Genomic DNA, 18071 nt, shown 5'->3' with positions numbered 1-18071 from the left:
CGTGCTGATTGGAAAACGCTTAAATGACCGTTATAAGCTGCTGAAAATGATTGGCGGTGGAGGAATGGCCAATGTATATTTAGCTCATGATGATATACTCGGCCGAGATGTAGCGGTAAAAATTTTAAGACTCGACTATTCAAATAATGAAGAGTTTATTAAACGTTTCCATCGAGAAGCGCAATCTGTTACAACGTTGTCGCATCCAAATATTGTGAATATGTATGATGTTGGGGAAGAGGATGATATATATTATCTTGTAATGGAATATGTACCTGGACGAACATTGAAGCAATACATAATTGATCGAGGGATGTTACCGATAGGAGAGGCTCTTGATATAATGGAGCAGTTAACGTCCGCTATGGCACACGCCCATCATTTTGAGATTGTACATCGTGATATTAAACCGCACAATATTTTGATTCGAGATGACGGAGTGGTCAAAGTAACAGACTTTGGAATTGCGACAGCTACAAGTGCAGCAACAATTACACATACAAATTCGGTGCTCGGTTCGGTGCATTATTTATCACCAGAACAAGCGCGCGGCGGTATAGCGAATAAACAATCAGATATTTATTCACTTGGGATTGTTATGTTTGAATTGTTAACAGGAAGACAACCGTTTTCTGGTGAATCTGCTGTTGCAATTGCGTTAAAACATTTACAAAATGAAATGCCATCTCCAAAAAGATGGAATGACAATATTCCACAAAGTGTTGAAAATATTATATTAAAGGCAACTGCGAAAGATCCGTTCCATCGATATCAATCTGCTAACGCGATGAAACGAGATATTGAAACAGCACTATACCCAGAACGAATAAATGAACAACCATTTTACATACCAGAAGATATGGAAGCAACGAAAGCGATTCCAATTATTCAACAAGAACAACTATTTCAAAATGTAAGTGATGAAACGATTGTATTAAAAGGAAGTAAAGTGGATGAACAAGTAAGAAAAGAAGAGACCAAATCAGGTAAGAAGAAAAAGCGAAATAATAAATGGCTGAAAGTTTTAATTACAACATTTTTACTTTTAGCGATAGGGATAACATTAGCACTTACTGTTATTCCAGGCTTCTTTATTCCGAAAGATGTGAAGGTTCCTGATGTGGCTGGTATGAAATATACGACAGCTGTAAATACATTAGTTGAAAAAGGTTTTGAAGTTACTGAACCTAATCTTGTATATACAGATGATGTTGAAGCCGGAAAAGTGATAAAAACAGATCCTATAGCAGGAAGAGTAGTGAAAGAAAACTCTAAAATTACTATCTATCAATCAGGTGGGAAAAAGAAAAGTAAGATGCGTGATTTGACAGGAAAAGATTTCGAGAGTATAAGAGCTGAGTTAGAAGAAGAATATAAACAAGTTACAATAAATTATATTGAAAATGATAAGCCGAAAGGTGAAATTGTAGAGCAAATACCAACGCCTGATCAAATGGTTATAGAGACAGAACAAGAGCTGAAAATTTGGGTAAGTAAAGGACCTTATCAAATAAGACCAGGTGATTTTTCAGGATGGACTGAAAATAGTGTAAAAGGTTATTTAAATGAAAGAAAGCTTGTTTCTGATATACAAAGAGAGTATTCAGATAAGGTTGATAAAGGTCTTGTTATTTCACAGTTACCAAAGCCTGGGACACCTTTAAAAGAAGGAGATAAAGTATCGATTGTTATCTCCGATGGTCCGAAGCCTAAAGTGACGAAAACGGTAAAAGTGGATAACATTTCTATCCCATATGAAGCTTCTGCAACAGGTGAGAAAAAGCCGCAAACAATAGAAATTTATAAAGAAGATATGCAGCAAAAAATGGATAAACCAGTTGAAACGAGAACAATTACTGAGTCAGCGATTATTTCTTTAGAATTTGTAATTCAAGAAGGTGCAAAGGGACACTATAAAATTGTCCGAGATGGAGTAACGATTATGGACAAGGAAGTACCATATCCAGCTCAATAATAGTGAATTCCATCGTCCTTATATAGAAGATGGAATTTATTACTCTTGCCTGTTATGCTGTCTACATCGTGGACTTGTATAACAGGCAAAAATATATGATTCAAAAAGCTGTAAAAGTGATACTGTTGTAAATAATATTTCAAATTTGATGGTAGATTAAATATATGAACCTGGATATATATTTGGTGGGCTTTGAACTAATTGTTTACAGAACGCTAGTCTATTCATATTTAATTGCAGTTTCATTTTATACAAAATAAAGGAGAATTATATGCCAGAAGGAAAAATTGTAAAAGCTCTAAGTGGGTTTTATTATGTGCAGAATGAGGAAGGGATTACACAATGTCGTGGGCGTGGTGTATTTAGAAAGAATAAAATTACGCCACTTGTAGGAGACCAAGTTGTTTTTCAAGCGGATAATCCGAATGAAGGTTATGTGTTAGAAGTATTTGATCGGAAAAATGAACTTGTTAGACCTCCTATTGCTAATGTTGATCAAGCTATTCTTGTTTTCTCTGCGGTAGAACCAGATTTTAATCCAGGACTGTTAGATCGATTTTTAGTATTAATTGAATATCATAACATTAAACCAATTATTTGTATTAGTAAGATGGATTTAGTAGATGAAAAAATGAGAGAAACTGTTGAATCTTATGCAAATGATTATCGTGAAATGGGTTACGATGTGTTGTTTACTTCTATAAATACATCGGAAAGTATTGATATTCTGAAACCATTCTTAGAAGGTTGTATTTCCGTCGTTGCAGGCCAATCTGGTGTTGGGAAATCTTCAATGCTAAACGTATTACGTCCAGATTTAGAATTGAAAACTAATGATATTTCTTCACATTTAGGACGTGGAAAGCATACGACAAGACACGTAGAATTAATTACAGTTGGAAGCGGACTTGTTGCGGATACACCTGGTTTTAGTTCGCTTGATTTCATAGATATAGAGGTAGAAGATCTTACATATTGTTTTCCAGAGTTGAAAGAAGCGAGCCAATACTGTAAATTTAGAGGGTGTACACACCTTGCTGAACCGAAATGTGCGGTGAAAGCTGCGGTTGAAGAAGGAAAGATTACCGAATATCGTTATAAGAATTACAAACAATTCGTAGAAGAAATTAGAGAGAGAAAGCCGAGGTATTAGTCATGATTAAAATTGCACCATCGATTTTATCAGCAGATTTTTCAAGATTAGGGGAAGAGATTAAAGATGTAGAAAAAGGCGGAGCTGACTACATTCACGTCGATGTAATGGATGGGCATTTCGTACCAAATATTACGATTGGACCATTAATTGTAGAAGCAATCCGTCCTATTACATCATTACCGTTAGATGTACATTTAATGATTGAAAATCCTGATAACTATATCCCAACTTTCGCAAAAGCGGGAGCGGATATTATTACTGTTCATGTAGAAGCGTGTCCTCATTTACATCGTACAATTCAGTTAATTAAATCTCATGACATTAAAGCAGGGGTTGTATTAAATCCGCATACTCCAGTTTCAACGATTGAGCATGTATTAGAAGATATAGACATGGTATTACTTATGACAGTAAATCCTGGATTTGGCGGGCAGAAGTTTATTCATTCTGTATTACCGAAAATCAAACAAGTTGCAGAAATGGTTAAAGAGCGAAATCTAGAAGTGGAAATTGAAGTTGATGGTGGTGTCAATGCTGAAACGGCAAGACTTTGTATTGAAGCAGGAGCGAATGTTCTTGTAGCGGGATCAGCAGTATACAATCAAAAAGACCGCGGTGAAGCAATTCGTGTAATTCGCGGATAAAGAATGAACGAACCTTTATCCTAGTGAAGCTTCTAGTTCATTAAGACTTCACTATTTATACATGTTAGAGTGGCAAATAAGGAGAAAGGCAATCTACCGAATGGCAGATTGCCTTTTTACAATAGAAGGGGAAGGAAAAATGATTATTCATATTTTAGCGGGAGGACCTGCAGAATACTGCGCAGATTTTTCGCGGTATGAAAATGAAGAAGTAGTTTGGGCGGCCGTTGATAGAGGAGTGTACCGTTTGTTGAAAAGAGGAATCACTCCGGCTGTTGCGTTTGGGGATTATGATTCAGTTACTGATGAGGAATTAGCATGGATGAGGCAACAAACAAATGAATTACATATCGTCCCGCGAGAAAAAGATCAAACAGATTTAGAAATTGCAATTAGCTGGGCTTTAGAACAGAAACCAAAATTAATTCGTATTTTTGGTGCTACTGGTGGAAGACTTGATCATGGTTTAGCAAATATTCAGATGCTTTTAAAGGGATTAGAAGTAAATATAGAAATGTGTATTGTGGACAATAAAAATGAAATAATGGTGAAAAAGTTTGGTATGTATATAATTGAAGGAAACGAACATTTTCCATACGTATCATTTGTACCAGTTACTGAAAGGGTAGAAGGTATTACACTTCACGGTTTTAAGTATCCCCTTACTAATAAAACAATAGAGTGGGGATCGACACTTTGTATTAGTAATGAACTCGTTGAGGAAAAAGGTACTTTTTCATTCACTTCTGGCATATTAATGATGATAAGAAGCACTGATTGAAGAAACAATTTTGCTCCTTGCATCATATAGTGAACAAGTGGAGTAATGGGGATTAGGAGGGAAACCATGAGATTTTATACAATTAAGTTACCTAAATTTCTTGGTGGAATTGTTCGTGCGATGTTAAATACCTTCAAAAAAGACTAAAAAAAGCACCTATTACCGGTGCTTTTTCCAATGGTATAATAAAAAAAGAGCCTAGCGGCTCTTTTTTTTATTATTAAACACGTTCGATTTTGCCAGATTTTAATGCTCTAGCAGAAACGTAAACACGTTGAACTTTTCCGTCGATGCGTACGCGAACTTTTTGAAGGTTAGCGCCCCATTTACGTTTTGTAGCGTTCATTGCGTGAGAACGAGAGTTACCAGAACGAGCTTTTCTTCCAGTGATAGCACAAACACGAGCCATTTATATTTCCCTCCCTTAACTACCGTAACATACGTAATTTTTCAATATTAGTCTTTTATGCGATGCTAAAAACACTACTATAATTTAACACAACTAAAAAGAGAATGCAACACCGTAGGAAAAAGAAATCAAGAAAAAATACTTGACACTATATGTCAATGAAGAAAAGGTGAAATCAAGAAAAATTGCTTGACATATTATAGTGGTACATGTTGTATAATAACAATGGACTATTTTGCTCATCATAAAAAAATGTAATTTAAAACATAAAATATGAGAGTGAAAAAGAAAGAACGATGGAATTTTCTTTAAAAAGATTATATGATAGTAACTAAAGTAGTCTAGCTCACTTTCACCATTTATGAAGGGGGAAACGAGATGTCAATTGAAATTAAAACGAAGTACGGTCAAATTGATATTAGTACAGATGTAATTGCAACAATTGCTGGAGGTGCCGCAGTAGATTGCTACGGTATCGTAGGTATGGCATCAAAAAATCAGTTAAAAGATGGATTAACAGAAATTTTACGAAAAGAAAACTTCACTAGAGGCGTTATTGTTCGTAAAAATGAAGATGAAGTACATATTGATATGTATATTATTGTGAGCTATGGTACGAAAATTTCAGAAGTAGCACATAACGTGCAGACTAAAGTGAAATATACATTAGATCAAACTGTAGGACTAGCAGTAGATTCTGTAAACATCTACGTACAAGGAGTTAAAGTAATAAACTTGTAATGTGCATTAAGGAGGAAAATCTGTGTCAATTCAAAAAATTGATGGAAAACGTTTATCACAAATGATCATTCAAGGAGCCAATAATTTAACAAATAATGTTCAGCTTGTTGATGCATTAAACGTATTCCCAGTTCCAGATGGCGATACCGGTACAAACATGAACTTATCAATGACTTCAGGCGCACGTGAAGTGAAAGCAAATCCTTCGCAGCATGCTGGTAAAGTCGGTGTAAGTTTAGCCAAAGGATTATTAATGGGAGCTCGTGGTAACTCTGGGGTTATTTTATCTCAGTTATTCCGTGGTTTCTCTAAATCCATTGAACAAAAAGAAGAATTAACGACAGTTGATTTTGCTGCAGCTTTAGAAGCTGGAGTAGAGGCAGCTTACAAAGCGGTTATGAAACCAATTGAAGGAACGATTTTAACGGTTGCAAGAGAAACGGGTAAATATGCAGTGACAGTTGCGAAAAAACAGCGCGACTTTGTTTTGTTTATGGAAGACGTTGTAAAAGAAGCAAACGCATCGTTAAATCGTACGCCAGATTTATTACCTGTATTAAAACAAGTTGGCGTTGTAGATAGCGGTGGTAAAGGTCTTGTTGTTGTATATGAAGGATTTTTAGCTGACTTAAAAGGAGAAACGATTTCTTCTGATATGCCTGCCCAACCATCTATGAATGACATGGTACGTGCAGAACATCACCGTAGTGTACAAAGCCAATTGAGTACAGAAGATATTAAGTATGGATATTGTACGGAGTTCATGGTGAAATTAGAGCCTGGAAAAATGAAGGAACATAATTTCTCTGAACAAAAATTCCGTGAAGATATTAGTGTGTACGGAGATTCACTACTTGTTGTATCGGATGATGAGGTTGTAAAGGTTCATATTCATGCGGAACATCCTGGAGATCCTATGAACTATGGACAACGTTACGGTAGTCTAATTAAGATTAAAGTAGAAAATATGCGTGAACAGCATACTGCTTTATTAGATGAACCTAGCATGGTACCTGAACAAACGAATCAGCCAATAGAGAAACAACCGTATGGTATTGTAACTGTAGCTATGGGATCGGGTATTAAAACTCTATTTGAGAGCATTGGTGCAACGAAAGTTATCGAAGGTGGCCAAACGATGAATCCGAGTACGGAGGATATTGTGAAGGCGATTGAAGAGGCGAATGCTGAAAAAATCATCATCTTACCAAATAATGGGAATATCGTGATGGCAGCAGAACAAGCAGCGTCAGTTGTAGAACAAGAAGTTATTGTTATTCGTTCAAAAACAGTTCCTCAAGGTATGGCTGCAATGTTAGCATTTAATCCAGTTGGAACGCTAGAAGAGAATGAAGAAAATATGAAAGAAGCTTTAGCTCATGTGAAAACAGGTCAGATTACGTATGCTGTTCGTGATACGGAAATTGACGGTGTAGCGATTCAAAAAGATGATTTCATGTGTATTGCAGATGGGAAAATTGTATCTACAAATGCTGAGAAAGTAGGAGCTGCAAAGCAATTACTAGAAGCGCTAATTGATGAAGATTCTGAAATCGTAACGATTCTACAAGGTGAAGATGCAACAGATGAAGAAGTGGCTAAATTAGTTGCGTTTGTAGAAGAGAACTTTGAAGATGCAGAAGTAGAAGTACATGCAGGGAACCAACCGGTGTATTCTTTCATCTTCTCTGTAGAATAAGAAAAGATTCGATTTGAAAATAAATGGGTTACTTACTTGCTAATGGATAAGAAATAGTGATATGAAGTTTATTACTAGTTTTTATTCAAAAGGCTAGCATATTGATGATAGAAAAGAGCCTTGCTGCTAATAGTGAGGCTCTTTTCTTACGTATTGTACAACTTTGTTTTATCCCGCTATTTGTGGGCAGTAAAACTTCCACCCCCTATATTCGGCTGGAGCAAAGAAGTTAAGTGGGAGATTAACTGCCCGTAAGCGCCCACTGATTATAGTTTCACTTTATATAGAGGGATTAGAGTAGTTTCTCTTAGAATGCCTATGATAGAATATATAAGGTGAAAGAGAGCGATTACAGATGTCAATGATAATAATGGATAATCAATAGAATGAATCAAAGAAAATAATGTGACGGAGCGTGAGAATCTTGAATGAAGTTGTACAAGTTCCTGTTACGGATGTAAAGGGAATCGGAGGAGAAACATCTGAGTTGTTACACGAGATGGGAATTTATACAGTTTCTCATCTATTAGAACATTTTCCGTACCGCTATGAAGACTATGCGATGAAAGATCTTGCTGAAGTAAAGCATGACGAGCGTGTAACGGTTGAGGGGAAAGTTCATAGTGCTCCTTTACTGCAATATTATGGGAAGAAGAAGTCACGTCTTACAGTTCGTGTTCTCGTCGGTCGTTATTTAATTACAGCTGTATGTTTTAATAGACCATACTATAAACAAAAGTTAAATTTAGATGAAACGGTAACGATTACTGGTAAATGGGATCAGCATCGCCAAACAATTGCTGTATCAGAACTGAATTTTGGACCGGTTGTACGACAACAAGAAGTAGAACCTGTATATTCAGTGAAAGGAAAACTGACAGTAAAACAGATGCGCCGGTTTGTTGCACAAGCATTTAAGGAGTATGGAGATTCTATAGTCGAAGTGTTACCAGATGGTTTGTTAAGTCGATATAAATTATTATCACGCTATGAAGCGCTCAGAGGGTTACATTTTCCAGTGGGACAGGAAGACTTAAAGCAAGCGCGTCGCCGTTTTGTATATGAGGAGTTTTTCTTGTTTCAGTTGAAAATGCAAACATTACGGAAAATGGAAAGGGAAAACTCGAAAGGGACGAAAAAGGAAATTTCATTAGTAGAATTGCAAGAGTTTACTGATGCGCTTCCGTTTCCATTAACTGGTGCACAACGCCGGGTTGTAGATGAAATAATGAAAGATATGATATCTCCGTACCGAATGAATCGATTATTGCAAGGGGATGTAGGTTCTGGGAAAACAGTTGTTGCTGCGATTGCTCTTTATGCGGCGAAATTGGCTCATTATCAAGGTGCTTTGATGGTTCCTACAGAAATTTTAGCCGAGCAACATTATCAGTCGCTCGCGGAGACGTTTTCACATTTCGGTATGAAGGTTGAATTGCTAACAAGTTCTGTTAAAGGTGCGAGACGTCGAGAAATTTTGTCGAGATTAGAACAGGGAGAAGTAGACATCCTTGTTGGAACGCACGCTTTAATTCAAGACGAAGTTATATTTCATAGGTTAGGTCTCGTTATTACCGATGAACAGCATCGATTTGGTGTGGCGCAGCGCCGGGTTTTACGTGAGAAAGGTGAAAGTCCAGATGTATTGTTTATGACGGCGACCCCAATCCCGCGTACGTTAGCTATCACTGCATTTGGAGAGATGGACGTTTCTATTATCGACGAAATGCCAGCTGGTAGAAAGGTAATCGAAACGTACTGGGCAAAACATGATATGTTAGATCGTGTCCTTGGCTTTGTGGAGAAAGAGATAAAAAAAGGAAGACAGGCATATGTTATTTGCCCTCTTATTGAAGAGTCTGAGAAGCTTGATGTACAAAATGCTATCGACTTACATAGTATGCTGACTCATCATTATCAAGGGAAATGCCAAGTTGGATTAATGCATGGGAGACTATCATCTCAAGAAAAAGAAGAGATAATGGGACAGTTTAGTGAAAATAAAGTGCAAATTCTTGTGTCGACAACAGTTGTTGAAGTAGGCGTGAATGTACCAAATGCGACTGTTATGGTTATTTATGACGCGGAACGTTTCGGTTTATCACAGCTCCATCAGCTAAGGGGGCGTGTTGGGCGTGGTAGTGAACAATCATATTGTTTATTAATTGCGGACCCGAAATCAGAAACGGGAAAAGAAAGAATGCGCATTATGACTGAAACAAATGATGGATTTGTATTGTCAGAAAAAGATTTAGAGTTACGAGGTCCTGGGGATTTCTTTGGAAGTAAGCAAAGTGGTCTACCAGAATTTAAGGTTGCTGATATGGTACATGATTATCGGGCGTTAGAAACAGCAAGACAAGATGCAGCGATACTAGTTGATTCAGAAGCGTTTTGGCATAATGATCAGTATGCTTCGCTGCGTACTTATCTTGATGGCACAGGTGTGTTCCAGGGAGAGAAGCTCGATTAAAAGTAGTCTGCAAAAGTTTTTGTTGCATTCTACTTTTAATGATTATATACTACTTTTAGTACCTAGTCATAAAAATGGATGGTGCGGTATGAAAAAAAGAAGAAGTAAAAAAGAAAGACAAGAATTATTACAACAAACAATAGAAACGAATCCTTTTATAACGGATGAAGATTTAGCGGAAAAATTTCAAGTGAGCATACAAACTGTTCGTCTTGATCGTATGGAATTATCTATTCCTGAATTAAGAGAACGAATTAAGCATGTGGCTACAAAACAACATGAAGAAGACGTGAAATCTTTACCGTTAGAAGAGGTTGTCGGAGAAATTATTGATATAGAATTAGATAGACATGCGATTTCTATCTTTGAAGTAAAGGTAGAACATGTATTTAAAAGAAATCAAATTGCTCGTGGGCATCATTTGTTTGCACAAGCAAACTCACTAGCTGTTGCGGTTATTGATGAAGAATTAGCTTTAACTGCAAAGTCCACCATTCGATATATTCGTCCTGTAAAATTAGGAGAGCGTGTTGTTGCAAAAGTACGTGTTGAAGATGTAGAGAATGATAAAGGACGGACGGTTGTCAAAGTGCGTAGTTTTGTTGGAGAAGAACTTGTCTTTACAGGCACTTTTGAAATGTATCGATCTAGTAATTATAGTGAGGAAGGTAACAACTTATGAAAATCGCAATAGATGCAATGGGCGGCGATCATGCACCAAAGGCTGTAGTATTAGGAGCAATGAAAGCTATTAAGGAATACTCAGATTTACATATTACGTTAGTAGGGAAAGAAGAGGGAATTCGTCAATATTTAACGAGTGAAGAGCGAATTACTATACTTCATACGGACGAAAAAATTGAATCGACAGACGAACCAGTAAGAGCGGTTCGTCGAAAAAAACAAGCTTCAATGGTACTAGCGGCGCAGCAAGTAAAAGACGGCGTAGCGGATGCTTGTATATCAGCAGGTAGTACAGGAGCTTTGATGGCAGCTGGATTGTTTGTTGTTGGTCGTATGGAAGGAATTGAACGACCAGCTTTATCACCTACAATGCCAACTGTTGATGGAGAAGGTTTTGTTATGTTAGATGTTGGAGCCAACGTTGATGCAAAACCAATTCATTTATATCAATATGCAGTAATGGGCTCTGTTTACGCAGAGAAGGTAAGAGGAATTAAAAATCCACGCGTTGGACTTTTAAACGTTGGAACAGAGGATGGTAAAGGAAACGAGCTTTCAAAACAAGTCTTTGCTATGCTCAAGGATGCACCAATTAATTTCGTTGGAAACGTTGAATCAAGAGATTTATTGCAAGGTGTAGCAGATGTTGTTGTATGTGATGGTTTTACGGGTAATGTAGCGCTAAAATCATTAGAAGGAACAGCACTTGCGTTATTCTCTATGTTAAAAGAACAATTAATGAGTTCGTTTACGAGCAAATTAGCAGCAGCGGTATTAAAACCAAAACTTATGGTATTGAAAGATAAAATGGATTATTCGGAGTATGGGGGAGCGGCGTTGTTTGGATTGAAAGCTCCTGTCATTAAGGCTCACGGTTCTTCTAATGACCAATCGATATTTAGTGCGATTCGTCAAACGAGAGAAATGGTAGCGAAAGAAGTAATTCCTACAATTTCAAGTGTAATGGAGAAGGAGCCGCTTCAATAAGAGGAGGATTTGAAATGGGAAAAATAGCATTTCTTTTTCCGGGCCAAGGTTCACAGGCAGTTGGAATGGGTAGACAGTTAGCGGAGAATAATAAAGAGGTTGCGAAAGTGTTTGCAAAAGCGGATGAGGTTTTGCATGATTCTCTTTCAGAAGTGATTTTTGAAGGACCGCAAGAAAAGTTAACATTAACAACAAATGCGCAGCCGGCACTATTAACAACGAGCTTTGCAATTTTAACAGCTTTGAAGGAGTATGATATTACACCTAATTTTGTCGCAGGACATAGTTTAGGTGAATATAGCGCTCTTGTAGCTGCTGGTGCGTTAACATTCGAAGACGCTGTATATGCTGTAAGGAAACGCGGGGAATATATGGAAGAAGCTGTTCCAGGCGGGGAAGGTGCAATGGCAGCTATTTTAGGTGCGGATCCGGATATGCTGAAACGAGTTACAGAAGAAGTAACAAGTGAAGGATATGCAGTACAAATTGCTAATATGAATAGTACGAAGCAAATTGTTATTTCTGGAACAAAGCAAGGAGTAGAGCTTGCTTCTCAAAGAGCGAAAGAAAATGGTGCTAAAAGAGCAATTCCGCTCAAAGTAAGTGGACCGTTTCATTCCTCGCTTATGAAACCAGCTGCTGAGAAATTCCAAAGTGTTTTAAATGAAATTACAATTCAAGACACGAATATTCCTGTTATTGCAAATGTTACGGCAGATGTTATTACGAGTGGTACAGATATTCAAGCAAAGCTAATTGAACAGCTCTATTCGCCTGTATTATGGTACCCATCTATTGAGTATATGGTGAATCAAGGGGTAGATACATTTATTGAAATCGGACCTGGAAAAGTACTTGCTGGTCTTATGAAGTCGATTGATTCTTCAGTGAAAGCATATGCGGTATATGATGAAGAGACATTAAAAGATACCATTTCAAATTTGAGAGGAGAAAGCTGATGTTAAAAGGGAAAGTAGCATTAGTAACTGGTGCTTCACGTGGGATTGGTCGTGCGATTGCTATTGATTTAGCGAAACAAGGGGCAAATGTTGTAGTAAATTATGCTGGTAATGAGCAAAAGGCGAATGAAGTAGTTGATGAAATAAAGAAATTAGGTTCAGATGCCATTGCAGTAAGAGCAGATGTTGCAAATGCTGATGATGTTACTGCAATGGTGAAACAAACTGTAGATACGTTTGGACAATTTGATATTCTTGTAAATAACGCTGGTGTAACAAAAGATAATTTATTAATGCGTATGAAAGAAGAAGAATGGGATACAGTTATTAATACAAACTTAAAAGGTGTTTTCTTATGTACGAAAGCAGTATCGCGCTATATGATGCGTCAACGTCATGGACGTATTATTAATATCGCTTCTGTTGTTGGTGTAACAGGAAACCCAGGACAAGCAAATTATGTTGCTGCTAAAGCTGGTGTAATTGGATTAACAAAAACATCAGCAAAAGAATTAGCGAGCCGAAATATTACTGTAAATGCAATTGCTCCAGGGTTTATTGCAACTGATATGACGGATGTATTAGATGAAAATATAAAAGCCGAAATGTTAAAATTAATTCCTGCAGCTCAGTTTGGAGAAGCACAAGATATCGCAAATACTGTAACGTTTTTTGCTTCTGATCAAAGTAAATATGTTACAGGTCAAACGTTAAATGTTGATGGCGGTATGGTAATGTAATAAAAGAATCGATTTCACCTAGTTTTTTTGGACAATATTTTATATAATATTTGAGGGGAGGTGAATAGAATGGCAGATGTTTTAGAGCGTGTAACCAAAATTGTCGTTGATCGTTTAGGAGTAGAAGAAACTGAAGTAGTACCAGCTGCAAGCTTCAAAGAAGATTTAGGCGCAGACTCCCTAGATGTAGTAGAACTTGTAATGCAATTAGAAGATGAATTCGAAATGGAAATTTCTGATGAAGATGCTGAAAAGATTGCTACTGTTGGCGATGCTGTGACTTACATAGAGAGTCATCTATAATGCTTAAGTGAAGTCCCGTTTTTTAACGGGGCTTCTCGGCTTATATCTGGAGGGACCTATGCCGTACCGAAAACATAGAGAAAAAAAATACGAAGCAAAATATCGTGAAGCTTTTAAAGTATTTCAAGAAGAGATAGGTATTACGTTTACAGATGAAAAATTATTGATTCAAGCGTTTACGCATTCATCGTATGTGAATGAGCATCGAAAAAAACCGCATGAGGACAATGAGCGTCTTGAGTTTCTTGGCGATGCTGTATTGGAACTCACTGTATCACAGTATCTGTTTCAAAAATATCCGACAATGAGCGAAGGAGAGTTAACAAAACTACGTGCAGCTATTGTATGTGAGCCATCTCTTGTTCGTTTTGCAAACGAAATGTCATTTGGTAGCCTTGTTTTATTAGGGAAAGGTGAGGAAATGACGGGTGGACGTGAACGACCAGCTTTATTAGCGGATGTCTTTGAAGCGTTTATTGGTGCCCTTTATCTTGATCAAGGGCTAGAAACAGTTTGGGGATACTTAAAAGAAGTTGTATATCCAAAAATTAATGAAGGTGCTTTTTCTCATGTGATGGATTATAAGAGTCAATTGCAAGAATTGATTCAGCGTGATGGTAGTGGCAATGTTGAGTATCAAATTTTGCAAGAAAAAGGACCGGCCCACAACCGAGAATTTGTGTCCCGTGTAACTTTAAATAATGAGGCATTAGGTCTTGGAAGTGGTAAGTCAAAAAAAGAGGCAGAGCAACAAGCTGCTGCAGAAGCATTGAAAAAATTAAAAGAACAATCATGAGGAATCCCCCTTTGAATGAGGGGGATTCCTTATGCATAGAATGAAACTTTTCTTTTATTTATAAATAAAAGGAGTGGGAAATCCGTATAGTAGTTTGTTTTCGTACAGACAACGTTTACAACAACGGAGAATAGGAGGAAGGCCTTTCGTGTTTTTAAAAAGATTAGAAATAGCAGGATTTAAGTCTTTTGCTGAGCGTGTATCTGTCGATTTTGTTCCAGGTGTAACTTCTGTAGTAGGACCTAACGGGAGCGGGAAAAGTAATATTACTGATGCAATTCGCTGGGTACTTGGTGAACAATCTGCAAAGTCATTACGCGGTGCAAAGATGGAGGATATTATTTTTGCCGGCAGTGATACGAGAAGAGCGGTTAATGTTGCTGAAGTTACATTAACTTTAAATAATGAAGACCAACGCTTACCGATTGAGTATAACGAGGTGTGTGTAACGCGTCGTGTATCTCGTTCGGGTGATAGTGATTTTTATATTAATAAACAATCTTGTAGATTAAAAGATATTATTGATTTATTTATGGACTCTGGTATGGGAAGGGAAGCTTTTTCGATTATTAGCCAGGGGAAAGTCGAAGAGATTTTGAGTAGTAAATCAGAAGAACGTCGTGGTGTATTTGAAGAAGCTGCGGGTGTGCTGAAATATAAACTTCGTAAAAAGAAAGCTGAAGGGAAATTGGCGGAAACACAAGAAAACTTAAATCGTGTACAAGATATTATTCACGAATTAAGTAGTCAAGTAGAACCACTAGAAAGACAAGCTTCTATTGCGAAAGATTATCTTGAGAAAAAAGAAGAATTAGAGAAAGTAGAAGCTGCGCTTATTGTACATGAAATTGAAGAATTACATGAAAAGTGGGAAGCGCTTCGAAATCAATTTGGGCATAATAAAGATGGAGAAGCTAAAATGTCGGCGAACTTACAAAAAAGTGAAGAAGAGCTTGAGGAATTACGCGGGCAATTACAAGCCGTTGATGAATCTGTAAATTCCTTACAAGAAGTTCTACTTCTGTCTAGTAAAGAACTAGAAAAACTAGAAGGGCAACGCGAGCTGTTAAAGGAAAGAAAGCAAAATGCAACGACACATTGTGCGCAGCTTGAAAAGCTAATTGTTGAGTTAACAGAGAAAACTACAAGTTATGATGGCGAAATTGAAACAAGTACAGAAGCTTTAATGCAATTTGTGAATCAAGTAAAAGAATTGGAGAAGAAATTGCATGATAACGAGCAATTACTTGCGACTTTTGCTGAGAATTTAGAGGAACAAATTGAGAATTTAAAAGGTGACTATATTGAACTTTTAAATCAACAAGCAAGTCTTCGTAATGAATTATCTATGATTGAAGAACAATCAAAACAGCAAAACTCTAAAAACGAACGACTTGATGAAGAAAATGAAAAGTATGTACAGATGCGTGTGGAAATTACAGCGAAAAAGGCGAAACTTGTAGACAGTTATGAGCAAGCGAGAGAGAAAATAGCTGGCATTATTTCTAACATACAGAAGACAGAAACGGCACTTGGGAAATGTAAGTCACAGTATAGTGAAAATGAAACGAAACTGTATCAAGCGTATCAATTTGTGCAACAGGCGCGCTCTCGTAAAGAAATGTTAGAAGAGATGCAAGAGGACTACTCTGGCTTCTATCAAGGGGTACGTGAAGTATTAAAGGCTAGAGAAAATAGACTACAAGGTATTGAGGGAGCTGTTGCAGAACTTCTGACTGTGCCGAAAGAATATGAAATCGCAATGGAAATCGCCCTTGGGGCAGCGATGCAACATATCGTAGTACAAACAGAAGAGCATGCTCGTAATGCAATTGCATTTTTAAAGCAAAATAAACATGGCCGTGCAACGTTTTTACCTCAAGCTGTTATTAAAAGTCGATCGCTATCATTTGATCAATTACGCATTGTGAATCAGCATCCATCGTTTGTCGGTGTAGCGGCAGAACTTGTGCAGTACAATAATAAATATGAGAATGTAGTTTCAAGTTTATTAGGTACAGTTGTTGTTGCGAAAGATTTACGCGGAGCAAATGAGTTAGCGAAACAACTGCAATACCGCTATCGTATTGTAACACTCGAAGGTGACGTAGTGAACCCGGGTGGTTCTATGACGGGTGGAGCTGTAAAACAGGCGAAATCCTCTTTATTGGGACGTCAACGTGAACTTGAAGAGTGGACTAAAAAACTAACTGACATGGAAGAAAAAACAACGAAGCTAGAAAACTTTGTTAAAGCAGTAAAGCAAGAGATTCAAGAAAAAGAAGTACAAATACGAGAGTTACGCCAAGGTGTAGAGACCGAACGTGTAGATGAACAGAAGCTAAGAGAAGAAATTAATCGTTTAGAATTAGATGAACATCGTATTAATGATCGTTTATCGATTTACGATTTAGAGATTGAGGGATTTTTACAAGATCAAGTAAAAATGCAAGGGCGCAAAGAAGAGTTAGAAAAGATTTTAGCGACTCTTCAAGCTGAGATTGGGGAATTAGATAGCAAAATCGTCGTTTTAACGAAACAAAAAAGTGAACAATATTCTTCAAAAGAAAAAGTTCAGAAGGAAATGACGGAGCTAAAAGTACAAGCTGCTGAACAACAACAACGTTTGTCTAATCAAAAAGAAAAAGTCGAACGATTGACGAAGGAAAAAGAAGAGACTGATGCGACGCTTGTAAAAACGAAAGAAGATTTAGCGTTCTTAAAGCAAGAGATGACATCTAATTCAAGTGGCGAAGAACAAATTACGAATATGATTGAGAAGAAAGCGTATGATCGTAATCAAACTTCGGAGTTAATTCGTTCTCGTCGTGAACAACGCGTATCATTGCAAGAAAGAGTCGAGCATTTAGAGCGCGGTGTGAAAGAAACAATAGGTAAACATAAATATATTCTTGAGATGCTGAAAGATCAAGAAGTGAAAATTAACCGACTTGATGTAGAGCTGGAAAATAGATTGCAACATTTACGTGAAACATATACTATTTCATTTGAAGCAGCAAAACTTAAGTATACAATGATGATGCCTGCAGAAGATGCACGTAAAAAGGTGAAACTAATTAAACTATCCATTGAAGAGTTAGGCGCAGTAAATTTAGGGGCAATTGATGAGTATGAACGTGTAGCAGAGCGCCATACATTCTTATTAGAGCAAAGAGATGACCTAGAAGAAGCGAAATCGACATTGCATCAACTGATTACGGAAATGGATGAAGAGATGAAAAAACGCTTTTCTACTACGTTCGAAGGGATTCGAACAGAGTTTCAATCTGTATTCTCTGAATTATTCGGGGGGGGTAGAGCGGATTTAGTAATGACAAACCCAGAAGATTTACTAAATACGGGTATTGATATTGTAGCGCAACCACCAGGGAAGAAACTACAAAATTTAGGTTTACTTTCAGGGGGAGAGCGTGCTTTAACGGCAATTGCGCTCTTATTTGGTATTTTAAAAGTACGCCCCGTTCCATTCTGTGTTCTAGATGAAGTGGAAGCAGCTCTTGATGAGGCAAACGTTGCTCGTTTTGCGCAGTATTTAAAGAAATTTAGTGATGAAACGCAGTTTATTGTAATTACACACCGAAAAGGTACAATGGAAGAGTCTGATGTATTGTACGGTGTAACAATGCAAGAATCAGGGGTGTCGAAGCTTGTTTCTGTTCGTTTAGATGATGGCGAAGAACTTGTTGCAAGTAGATAGGAAGGA

The 18071-nt window shown here is 37.3% G+C and carries 16 protein-coding genes; 15 read left to right on the top strand and 1 reads right to left on the bottom strand.

Annotated features, from left to right (window positions below):
• Position 1: 1 nt before the first annotated feature.
• From pknB to spoVM, 5 genes are all read left to right on the top strand, one after another.
• The gene (pknB, locus tag MR066_RS09125; protein WP_002142922.1) at positions 2 to 1975 is read left to right on the top strand and encodes a Stk1 family PASTA domain-containing Ser/Thr kinase; all 1974 of its coding nucleotides are present in this window, start codon (positions 2 to 4) and stop codon (positions 1973 to 1975) included.
• 271 nt (positions 1976 to 2246) lie between these two features.
• Positions 2247 to 3128, top strand: coding sequence for a ribosome small subunit-dependent GTPase A (rsgA, locus tag MR066_RS09120; RefSeq protein WP_002014503.1), 882 nt, complete (start codon positions 2247 to 2249; stop codon positions 3126 to 3128).
• A 2-nt stretch (positions 3129 to 3130) separates the two neighbouring features.
• On the top strand, positions 3131 to 3775 hold the full coding sequence (gene rpe / locus MR066_RS09115) for a ribulose-phosphate 3-epimerase (RefSeq protein ID WP_002014505.1): 645 nt from the start codon (positions 3131 to 3133) through the stop codon (positions 3773 to 3775).
• A 100-nt stretch (positions 3776 to 3875) separates the two neighbouring features.
• On the top strand, positions 3876 to 4556 hold the full coding sequence (locus MR066_RS09110; protein ID WP_002014506.1) for a thiamine diphosphokinase: 681 nt from the start codon (positions 3876 to 3878) through the stop codon (positions 4554 to 4556).
• A 66-nt stretch (positions 4557 to 4622) separates the two neighbouring features.
• Complete coding sequence (spoVM, locus tag MR066_RS09105; protein ID WP_001213599.1) at positions 4623 to 4703, top strand: stage V sporulation protein SpoVM; 81 nt, start codon at positions 4623 to 4625, stop codon at positions 4701 to 4703.
• A gap of 73 nt (positions 4704 to 4776) precedes the next feature.
• Here the strand turns inward: spoVM and rpmB are convergent, their stop codons facing one another.
• Complete coding sequence (gene rpmB, locus MR066_RS09100) at positions 4777 to 4965, bottom strand: 50S ribosomal protein L28 (protein ID WP_000124776.1); 189 nt, start codon at positions 4963 to 4965, stop codon at positions 4777 to 4779.
• Positions 4966 to 5343: 378 nt separating this feature from the next.
• On the opposite strand from rpmB, the gene MR066_RS09095 reads away from it, so the two are divergent.
• The 10 genes from MR066_RS09095 (at position 5344) to smc (ending at position 18065) form a co-directional block, all read left to right on the top strand.
• Positions 5344 to 5706, top strand: a complete 363-nt coding sequence (locus MR066_RS09095) for an Asp23/Gls24 family envelope stress response protein (protein WP_002014507.1) — start codon at positions 5344 to 5346, stop codon at positions 5704 to 5706.
• Between the two features lie 22 nt (positions 5707 to 5728).
• Positions 5729 to 7405, top strand: a complete 1677-nt coding sequence (locus MR066_RS09090; RefSeq protein WP_002014508.1) for a DAK2 domain-containing protein — start codon at positions 5729 to 5731, stop codon at positions 7403 to 7405.
• A 424-nt stretch (positions 7406 to 7829) separates the two neighbouring features.
• On the top strand, positions 7830 to 9878 hold the full coding sequence (gene recG / locus MR066_RS09085) for an ATP-dependent DNA helicase RecG (protein ID WP_002014510.1): 2049 nt from the start codon (positions 7830 to 7832) through the stop codon (positions 9876 to 9878).
• A gap of 88 nt (positions 9879 to 9966) precedes the next feature.
• On the top strand, positions 9967 to 10560 hold the full coding sequence (gene fapR / locus MR066_RS09080) for a transcription factor FapR (protein WP_000747354.1): 594 nt from the start codon (positions 9967 to 9969) through the stop codon (positions 10558 to 10560).
• Positions 10557 to 11549 carry a phosphate acyltransferase PlsX gene (gene plsX / locus MR066_RS09075; RefSeq protein WP_002128828.1) on the top strand — a complete coding sequence of 331 codons (993 nt, stop codon included), beginning with the start codon at positions 10557 to 10559 and terminating at the stop codon, positions 11547 to 11549. Before fapR ends, plsX begins: the two co-directional genes overlap by 4 nt.
• 14 nt (positions 11550 to 11563) lie before the next feature.
• Positions 11564 to 12508, top strand: coding sequence for an ACP S-malonyltransferase (gene fabD / locus MR066_RS09070; protein ID WP_242246892.1), 945 nt, complete (start codon positions 11564 to 11566; stop codon positions 12506 to 12508).
• A complete protein-coding gene (fabG, locus tag MR066_RS09065; protein WP_242246890.1) occupies positions 12508 to 13248 on the top strand; it encodes a 3-oxoacyl-[acyl-carrier-protein] reductase in 741 nt (246 codons plus the stop codon). Before fabD ends, fabG begins: the two co-directional genes overlap by 1 nt.
• 69 nt (positions 13249 to 13317) lie before the next feature.
• Positions 13318 to 13551 carry an acyl carrier protein gene (gene acpP, locus MR066_RS09060; RefSeq protein ID WP_002014515.1) on the top strand — a complete coding sequence of 78 codons (234 nt, stop codon included), beginning with the start codon at positions 13318 to 13320 and terminating at the stop codon, positions 13549 to 13551.
• A gap of 58 nt (positions 13552 to 13609) precedes the next feature.
• Positions 13610 to 14347, top strand: a complete 738-nt coding sequence (rncS, locus tag MR066_RS09055; RefSeq protein WP_002033792.1) for a ribonuclease III — start codon at positions 13610 to 13612, stop codon at positions 14345 to 14347.
• A gap of 148 nt (positions 14348 to 14495) precedes the next feature.
• Positions 14496 to 18065 (top strand): chromosome segregation protein SMC, encoded by a 3570-nt coding sequence (smc, locus tag MR066_RS09050; protein ID WP_242246888.1) that lies wholly within the window; start codon positions 14496 to 14498, stop codon positions 18063 to 18065.
• Positions 18066 to 18071 lie beyond the last annotated feature (6 nt).

Origin of the sequence: Bacillus cereus group sp. BfR-BA-01523 (genome assembly GCF_022662615.1) — a bacterium.
Taxonomy (GTDB): domain Bacteria; phylum Bacillota; class Bacilli; order Bacillales; family Bacillaceae_G; genus Bacillus_A; species Bacillus_A mycoides.
Note: the sequence above shows the minus strand (reverse complement) of the source record. Positions and strands in the feature narration are given on the sequence as shown.

What these genes read in the sequence shown, in the direction of transcription:
- rsgA (WP_002014503.1), top strand. Translation starts at nt 2,247, where the DNA reads ATGCCAGAAGGAAAAATTGTAAAAGCTCTAAGTGGGTTTTATTATGTG.
- rpe (WP_002014505.1), top strand. Translation starts at nt 3,131, where the DNA reads ATGATTAAAATTGCACCATCGATTTTATCAGCAGATTTTTCAAGATTA.
- MR066_RS09110 (WP_002014506.1), top strand. Translation starts at nt 3,876, where the DNA reads ATGGCAGATTGCCTTTTTACAATAGAAGGGGAAGGAAAAATGATTATT.
- spoVM (WP_001213599.1), top strand. Translation starts at nt 4,623, where the DNA reads ATGAGATTTTATACAATTAAGTTACCTAAATTTCTTGGTGGAATTGTT.
- rpmB (WP_000124776.1), bottom strand. Translation starts at nt 4,965, where the DNA reads ATGGCTCGTGTTTGTGCTATCACTGGAAGAAAAGCTCGTTCTGGTAAC.
- MR066_RS09095 (WP_002014507.1), top strand. Translation starts at nt 5,344, where the DNA reads ATGTCAATTGAAATTAAAACGAAGTACGGTCAAATTGATATTAGTACA.
- fapR (WP_000747354.1), top strand. Translation starts at nt 9,967, where the DNA reads ATGAAAAAAAGAAGAAGTAAAAAAGAAAGACAAGAATTATTACAACAA.
- plsX (WP_002128828.1), top strand. Translation starts at nt 10,557, where the DNA reads ATGAAAATCGCAATAGATGCAATGGGCGGCGATCATGCACCAAAGGCT.
- fabD (WP_242246892.1), top strand. Translation starts at nt 11,564, where the DNA reads ATGGGAAAAATAGCATTTCTTTTTCCGGGCCAAGGTTCACAGGCAGTT.
- fabG (WP_242246890.1), top strand. Translation starts at nt 12,508, where the DNA reads ATGTTAAAAGGGAAAGTAGCATTAGTAACTGGTGCTTCACGTGGGATT.
- acpP (WP_002014515.1), top strand. Translation starts at nt 13,318, where the DNA reads ATGGCAGATGTTTTAGAGCGTGTAACCAAAATTGTCGTTGATCGTTTA.
- rncS (WP_002033792.1), top strand. Translation starts at nt 13,610, where the DNA reads ATGCCGTACCGAAAACATAGAGAAAAAAAATACGAAGCAAAATATCGT.